The sequence below is a fragment of the Acidiferrobacteraceae bacterium genome (assembly GCA_037388825.1).
Classification (GTDB): Bacteria; Pseudomonadota; Gammaproteobacteria; order Acidiferrobacterales; family JAJDNE01; genus JARRJV01.
Window position 1 is genome coordinate 1 of record JARRJV010000081.1, and the last position, 7,073, is coordinate 7,073.

9 protein-coding genes are annotated in these 7,073 nt (G+C 58.6%); 8 read left to right on the forward strand and 1 reads right to left on the reverse strand.

The window, feature by feature from the left end; all coding sequences use genetic code 11:
• The 8 genes from P8X48_11600 to P8X48_11635 form a co-directional block, all read left to right on the forward strand.
• Nucleotides 1-291 (forward strand): tRNA 2-thiocytidine(32) synthetase TtcA (locus P8X48_11600; protein ID MEJ2107948.1); only part of this gene is annotated, 291 nt, incomplete at its 5' end.
• A 139-nt stretch (nucleotides 292-430) separates the two neighbouring features.
• Nucleotides 431-1,705 carry an HD-GYP domain-containing protein gene (locus tag P8X48_11605; GenBank protein MEJ2107949.1) on the forward strand — a complete coding sequence of 425 codons (1,275 nt, stop codon included), beginning with the start codon at nucleotides 431-433 and terminating at the stop codon, nucleotides 1,703-1,705.
• A gap of 97 nt (nucleotides 1,706-1,802) precedes the next feature.
• Complete coding sequence (locus P8X48_11610; GenBank protein ID MEJ2107950.1) at nucleotides 1,803-2,087, forward strand: PilZ domain-containing protein; 285 nt, start codon at nucleotides 1,803-1,805, stop codon at nucleotides 2,085-2,087.
• A 176-nt stretch (nucleotides 2,088-2,263) separates the two neighbouring features.
• Nucleotides 2,264-3,001, forward strand: a complete 738-nt coding sequence (locus tag P8X48_11615) for a DUF1538 domain-containing protein (GenBank protein ID MEJ2107951.1) — start codon at nucleotides 2,264-2,266, stop codon at nucleotides 2,999-3,001.
• Complete coding sequence (locus P8X48_11620; protein MEJ2107952.1) at nucleotides 2,998-3,807, forward strand: DUF1538 domain-containing protein; 810 nt, start codon at nucleotides 2,998-3,000, stop codon at nucleotides 3,805-3,807. Before P8X48_11615 ends, P8X48_11620 begins: the two co-directional genes overlap by 4 nt.
• Before the next feature lie 27 nt (nucleotides 3,808-3,834).
• On the forward strand, nucleotides 3,835-4,185 hold the full coding sequence (locus tag P8X48_11625; GenBank protein MEJ2107953.1) for a P-II family nitrogen regulator: 351 nt from the start codon (nucleotides 3,835-3,837) through the stop codon (nucleotides 4,183-4,185).
• A complete protein-coding gene (locus tag P8X48_11630; GenBank protein ID MEJ2107954.1) occupies nucleotides 4,182-4,604 on the forward strand; it encodes a CBS domain-containing protein in 423 nt (140 codons plus the stop codon). Before P8X48_11625 ends, P8X48_11630 begins: the two co-directional genes overlap by 4 nt.
• Nucleotides 4,605-4,823: 219 nt before the next feature.
• Nucleotides 4,824-5,336: a hypothetical protein gene (locus tag P8X48_11635; GenBank protein ID MEJ2107955.1), complete on the forward strand. Its 513-nt coding sequence runs from the start codon at nucleotides 4,824-4,826 to the stop codon at nucleotides 5,334-5,336.
• 71 nt (nucleotides 5,337-5,407) lie between these two features.
• On the opposite strand, the gene ilvD is transcribed toward P8X48_11635, so the two are convergent.
• A partial coding sequence (ilvD, locus tag P8X48_11640) for a dihydroxy-acid dehydratase (GenBank protein ID MEJ2107956.1) occupies nucleotides 5,408-7,073 on the reverse strand: 1,666 nt, incomplete at its 5' end.

Genomic DNA, 7,073 nt, shown 5'->3' on the forward strand with positions numbered 1-7,073 from the left:
CCGCTGGCCTATTGCCAGGAAAAGGACATCGCACGCTATGCCAGCGAGCAGGGATTTCCGATCATTCCGTGCAACCTCTGCGGCTCCCAGGAAAATATGAGCCGGCAGCGCACGAAGCAACTGATCGCTCAGCTGGCGGCGGAAAATCCGAAAATCCCCAGTAATATTCTCCACGCCCTGGGGAAGGTGAACCTGAAACACCTGATGGACCGGACCCAGTTTGATTTCCAGAACCTTGAAAATGATCAATTTTCCGGGGAAATCGACCAAATTCTGTCGAAAATCGTATAAACAACAGCGGGGTGGAAAAATACCGAATTTTCCCTGCAGAATTGCAGCAGAGTCGTCGTATCGTTTAAAGCATATTTCCCCCCTTTACAGGGGAAAACTTGGGCTATAGTCAGTATCTAGAATCCGGTATTTCGGGGCTATGAGAAAGAAAGTCAACACCAGCGACCTCGCGATTGGCATGTACGTGGCCGAGCTCGATCGCCCATGGACGAGCACCCAGTTTCTGTTCCAGGGATTCGAAATCGGCGACGAAGCCACCCTGGAAGACCTTCGCAGTACCTGCGAATTCGTCTTTATCGATACCGAGGGCGAAGCCGGGGCCATCGCGCACAAAAAGCGCCAGGCCGAGAAATCCTCCCCGGTGGTCACGGTCCTTGAGGAAAAATCGGATCAGGTCCGCGATCTGGATCCGGAGGTGCTTGGTGGAAAAACCGACTCCAAGCGCTGGAAGGACACCGCGTCCCTGGAAGAAGAGATGGGTCAGGCCAGGGAAATCGAAACCCGCGCGCGCGAAGTTCTCTACACCACCCTTGATGACGTACGCATGGGCCGCAGCATCAACACCAGCGGCGCCAAAGCGGTCATTGCGGATATGGTGGAAAGCATCATCCGCAATCCCGACGCCATGGGCGTGCTGGCACAGCTGAAGAATGCCGACGAGTACACCGCTCTGCATAGCATGCGCGTATGCATCCTTGCACTAACCTTCGGCCGCCACCTGGAACTCACCCGCCAGGAACTGAACCTGCTTGGAATCGGTGCCCTGCTGCACGACGTTGGAAAGATGAAGGTGCCGACGGAAATCCTCAACAAGCACGGCCAGCTCACGGAAAAAGAATACGAGATCATGAAAACCCATGTCCCGCACGGCGTGCAGATACTTGAGAACTCCGAGGGTATCTCCGAACTTTCCATTCAGGTTGCCGCCCGCCACCACGAGCGCTACGGGGGCGGTGGTTACATCCAGGGCCTGGAGGGCGACAACATTGGCGCCTTCGGAATGATGGGCGGCATTGTCGACTGCTATGACGCGATTACGAGCGACCGCGTCTACCACAAAGGCATGACTTCCTACGACGCGCTGTCGAAGATGTATCACTGGCGATCGACCGCGTTCCATCCGGGCCTGGTGGAGCAGTTCATCCAATGTATGGGTGTGTACCCCATCGGCAGCCTGGTGGAACTCTCCGATGGCGCGGTCGGTGTCGTGGTCACGGTCAACCGCCAACGCCGGCTGAAGCCTCGCGTTGCCCTCGTGCTCAACTCCGACAAGCGGCCGTTCGAAGCGGTGAAGGTCATCGATCTGATGGAAGAAGCCATATCCAATCCGGCCGGCGCACCGGACATTCGTGCTGTACTGCCCTCCGGAGAATTCGGCATCAATCCCACGGACTACCTGCCACTCGCAAGCTGATCGCAGGCACATCATCCCCGGCTGCTGCTTCGAGCCACATGTCTTCGCGACACGTTCTACTCCCAAATACAACAGTCTGATGCCGGGAATCTGACCCATGGCCCTGTTCCCCAGCGGGAAAGAACGCAGGAGAGCCGAGCGTCGCGATATTGAAGTCGACGCCACGCTCACCTACGAAGGCTTTCCACCCCTCAAAGTCCGAACCAGGGATCTGAGCGCCACCGGAGTGTTCCTTCACTGCGGTTCCCAATCGAGTCCCGCCCTGGGCACCGAGGTATACGTCGAGATTACCCCCTTCGACGACCAAGTCGAGCCCATGATTGTGCAGGCCAAGGTGGTACGTGTTACTGCCGAAGGCATCGCTCTGGCATTCATGGAATAGGTCCACTTCCCGCCGGCGACCCCTGGCGCAGCCACCAGGCGGTTGCGATTTCAATTCCTCGCGGTACGATTGTTGCGTTTGGCAAGAGCGGAACGATATCGTTCCAATCCAGGCCTCTCAGACACCCGTCAGTGGATGCGACAAATAAACGAAGGCTGCGCACGGGAATCCACCATTTGAAGAAGCTGGTCATAGGCCTGATACGCAGTATTCGCGAGAGCATCCGCGATCTTCTTCCCATCGTTCTCGTCGTTGTCGTTTTTCAATACGGCGTGCTTCGCCAGCCCTTCCCGGACCCGCTCGGGCTTCTTTCCGGAACCTTGCTGGTCGTCCTCGGGTTGACTTTGTTTGTCCAGGGGCTGGAGCTCGGACTGTTTCCCATTGGCGAACAACTGGCCTACGGGTTTGCGCGCAAGGGAAGCCTCTCCTGGCTGTTGATCTTTGCCTTCGTGCTTGGTTTCGGAACCACGGTGGCGGAGCCTGCGCTCATCGCGGTCGCCGGAGAGGCCGCCGGTGTGGCCGCCCGCGGCGGTGTCATCGGCTCCGATGCCGCGGCACAGGCCTCTTACGCACTGGGACTGCGTGCCACGGTAGCGGTTTCCGTAGGCCTGGCCCTGGTGCTCGGCGTGTTCCGGATCGTCAAGGGATGGCCCATCCAGTATCTCATTGCCGGCGGATACCTTGCGGTGGTTCTGCTTACTCCGTTTGCACCGCGCGAGATCGTTGGAATCGCCTACGATTCGGGTGGTGTCACGACTTCTACGGTCACCGTGCCTCTCGTCGCCGCTCTTGGGGTCGGTCTGGCTTCCAGCATCAAGGGTCGCAACCCGATGGTTGATGGTTTCGGACTGATCGCGTTCGCGTCATTGACGCCAATCGTTTTCGTGCTGATGTTCGGGATGATCTACCGATGAATCAGCTGGAACAATACCTCTGGATTTTTCTGTCCACGCTACGGGACGTGATCCCCATTGCCGTTATCCTGTTCGGCGTCCAGCTGTTCGTTTTGAAACGGCCCATTCCCAGGCCGCGCCGCACGCTGCTCGGATTCGCCTACGTGGTTCTTGGGCTCTCGCTTTTCCTGATCGGCCTGCAGGACGCCCTGTTCCCTCTGGGCCGACTCATGGCAACGCAGTTGACCAATCCGCAGTTCCTCGGCATTGCCGCATCTGCCGGGGGCCCACCTGACTGGATGGACTATCGCTGGGTCTATCTTTTTGCCGCCGCCATCGGCTTCGCGACAACCATCGCTGAACCGTCTCTCATCGCCGTGGCAATCAAGGCGCAGACCGTCTCCGGCGGCGCCATCGACGTGTGGGGACTGCGCATCGCCGTGGCCCTGGGCGTGGCGCTCGGCCTCGCCATCGGAACGTTCCGCATCGTCACCGGTACACCACTTGAGTACTATATTATTTCGGGCTACGTGCTCGTGATCGTGCAAACCTTCTTTGCTCCGCGAATGATCACCGCCCTCGCCTACGACTCCGGCGGGGTGACGACCTCGACCGTCACCGTCCCGCTGGTCACGGCGCTGGGTCTGGGTCTCGCCAGTACTGTGCCCGGTCGGTCGCCCTTGATCGACGGATTTGGTCTGATCGCCTTCGCCAGCCTGTTTCCCATGGTAACAGTGATGGGCTATGCTCAACTCATCGTGTACCGGGAGAAACGACGGGCGATTCGGCGCAAGGCGGCAGAAATGGAAAAATCTTCCCATGATTGAATCACCATCGTCCCTGGAGAAATTGTCATGCACTTCAAACTCCTGATCGCACTCGTCGAGGATTCCAAATCGGATGCCGTGATGGACGCCGCCCGGAATGCCGGGGCCACCGGCTGTACCGTGATCAACCAGGCCCGTGGAGAAGGCCTGGAAGAAACAAAAACCTTTCTCGGTCTGACGCTGGAGTCACAACGCGATATGCTTATGTTCCTTGTGGAGGAACACCTTAGCCGGGAGATCCTGGAAACCATTGCCCGAGTCGGCGAGTTCGACGTAAAACCCGGTACCGGTATCGCCTTCCAGATCGACGTGGAGGACGCCGTGGGCGTCGGCCATCAGATACGGGAACTCAGTGGCGTGGTGGAGGACAAGCTATGACCGAGCGCGAAGTCATTCGGGTGCGCGACGTGATGAAGAAGGACTTCGACATGGTCGAAGGGCTGACCACAGTCGCTGATGCCTTGCTCAAAATGAAGCATGTTGAAACCAAGGCCCTGCTGGTAAACAAGCGCCATCCCGACGACGAATACGGAATCGTTTTGTTGGCCGATATCGCCCGCAAGGTCCTCGCCCGTGATCGCGCCCCCGACCGGATCAATATCTACGAGATCATGAGCAAGCCTGTTGTATCCGTCGACCCGGAGATGGATATTCGCTATTGCGCGCGCCTGTTCGACAAATTTGGTCTGTCCCGCGCCCCTGTCGTCGAGCAAAGGAAGGTCGTGGGTATCGTCAGCTACACGGACATGGTCCTGCGCGGAATGTACAGGGAAATCGCGGCCAAGAACTCGGGCTGATTCAGCATCCCCTGTTGCGGCCACGCCCGTAGTACGACGGATTCCGTTCCCGTCCGTCCATACCGCTGTCGCGCCCTGCAAATCAAAGCGTGTGCCAACTTAACCACAGAGTTTATGTCACAAAGTCATTTCATCTGAATTGGCTGGCAGCGGTGCCGTTCCCGGCGTAGGCTTGTTGCATCAGGTAACAAAACCAGACCAGGCAACAAGGAGGCGGCGATGAGACGGCGACTGTACTACCTGCTACCAAGCGTACAACAGGCCAAGTCAACGTTGAACGATCTGTTGTTGGCGCGTGTCGAAGAGCGACATATTCATGTGTTGGCAAAGGATGGGACCAAGCTTGGGGATCTTCCCCCGGCAACCATTGAACAACGAAGCGATCTGATCCACGCCATGGAGATGGGGCTGTTCACCGGAGCCCTGACCGGGCTTGTGGCCGGCGGGTTCGCGTTTTTCTTCCCGCCAGACGGGCTGCAAATCGGAATCACCGGTGTTGCGCTCCTGTTCCTGCTGGGCGCAATTTTCGGTGTATGGGCCTCAGGGCTCGTCGGTAGTGATGTACCCAATACCCGCCTGCAGCGCTTTGAGTCCGCAATCAGGCGCGGCAAGGTACTGATGATGGTGGACGTTCCCAAGGAACGTGTGCCCGAGGTCGAGGCGATTATGAAGAAACGGCATCCGAAGGCTTCGGCGTCGGGGTCCGATCCCATGATCCCCGCCTTTCCCTGATTCACCACCCGTGCACACTCCAAAAAGAAAGCGCCCGCAAGGGCGCTTTCCCTATCTGCATCCGCCGCCAGCTACTCGTCGGTAACGCAGCCTTCGCTGGCATTCTTTACAAAGCGTATGTACTTGAACAGCGTCCCTCGCTTTGCCTTGTACGGCGGCATGGTCCAGGCCGCACGGCGCTCTTCCAGTTCCTGCTCGCTGAGGTCCACATCCAGCGTGTTCTTCACGGCGTCGATGGTGATGCGGTCCCCGTCGCGAATCAGGGCAATGGGCCCACCCTCCTGGGCCTCCGGCACCACGTGACCCATGATGAATCCATGAGATCCGCCGGAAAACCGGCCATCGGTAATCAGTGCAACATCCTTCCCCAGGCCGGCGCCCATGATGGCGGACGTTGGGGTCAACATTTCCGGCATGCCCGGCCCACCCTTCGGGCCCTCGTAGCGAATGATGATGACATCACCCTTCTCGATCTTTCCGTCTTCCAGGCCTTTGAGCATGTCCTCTTCCGAATCGTATACCTTTGCGGGCCCCGAGAAATGTTCCCCCTCCTTGCCCGTAATCTTGGCTACGGCTCCACCAGGCGCCAAACTGCCCTTGAGGATGCGGATGTGGCCGGTCTTCTTGATGGGTTGCTCGAGCGGGAGGATCACATCCTGGCCGTCAGACAGCCCTGGAACATCGGCCAGATTCTCGGCAACGGTCTTGCCGGTCACGGTCAGACAGTCTCCGTTCAGTAGTCCGTTCTCCAGCAGGTACTTCATCACCGCCGGAACACCGCCAACCTTGTGCACGTCCTCCATGACATAGCGTCCGCTGGGCTTCAGATCGGCGATAAACGGAATTCGGTCGCTGACCGCCTGGAAGTCGTCAATGGTCAGCGGAACCTCGACGGCGCGGGCCATGGCGATAAGGTGCAGAACCGCATTCGTGGATCCGCCCAGGGCCATGACGACAACCATGGCGTTTTCGAACGCCTCGCGGGTCATGATGTCCCGCGGTTTGATATCCTGCTCCAGCAGGTAGCGAATCGCCTGCCCTGCGTTTAGACATTCTTCACCCTTGCCCGGATCGACGGCGGGCGTGGACGAGCTGTAAGGCAAGGACATGCCCAGGGCCTCTATGGCCGAGGCCATTGTATTCGCCGTGTACATGCCACCGCAGGCACCGGGTCCGGGACAGGCATGGTGAACGATGTCCTGTCGCGTCTCCTCGCTGATCTTCCCCGCCAGGAACTCGCCATAACTCTGGAAGGCAGACACGATATCGACCGGTGTGCCGTCCGTATGACCGGGCTGTATCGTCCCGCCATAGATCATCAGGGCAGGCCGGTTGAGTCGACCCATGGCGATTAGACAACCGGGCATGTTCTTGTCGCAACCGGGAATGGTAATCACACCGTCGTACCACTGGGCTGCCACCACGGTTTCGATGGAATCGGCAATGAGATCGCGCGACTGCAGCGAATAGCTCATCCCTTCCGTGCCCATGGAAATCCCGTCACTGACGCCGATGGTGTTGAATCGCATGCCAACCAGATCGGCCTCGACTACGCCGTCCTTCGCCCGGGCGGCAAGATCATTGAGATGCATATTGCAGGTATTGCCTTCCCACCAAACGCTGGCGATTCCTACTTCGGCCTTCTTCATGTCGCCATCGTCCAGGCCGGTTCCGTAGAGCATGGCCTGGGAGGCACCCTGGGACTTGGGCTCGGTGATGCGTGAACTAATGCGATTC

What these genes read in the sequence shown, in the direction of transcription:
- P8X48_11605 (MEJ2107949.1), top strand. Translation starts at nt 431, where the DNA reads ATGAGAAAGAAAGTCAACACCAGCGACCTCGCGATTGGCATGTACGTG.
- P8X48_11610 (MEJ2107950.1), top strand. Translation starts at nt 1,803, where the DNA reads ATGGCCCTGTTCCCCAGCGGGAAAGAACGCAGGAGAGCCGAGCGTCGC.
- P8X48_11620 (MEJ2107952.1), top strand. Translation starts at nt 2,998, where the DNA reads ATGAATCAGCTGGAACAATACCTCTGGATTTTTCTGTCCACGCTACGG.
- P8X48_11625 (MEJ2107953.1), top strand. Translation starts at nt 3,835, where the DNA reads ATGCACTTCAAACTCCTGATCGCACTCGTCGAGGATTCCAAATCGGAT.
- P8X48_11630 (MEJ2107954.1), top strand. Translation starts at nt 4,182, where the DNA reads ATGACCGAGCGCGAAGTCATTCGGGTGCGCGACGTGATGAAGAAGGAC.
- P8X48_11635 (MEJ2107955.1), top strand. Translation starts at nt 4,824, where the DNA reads ATGAGACGGCGACTGTACTACCTGCTACCAAGCGTACAACAGGCCAAG.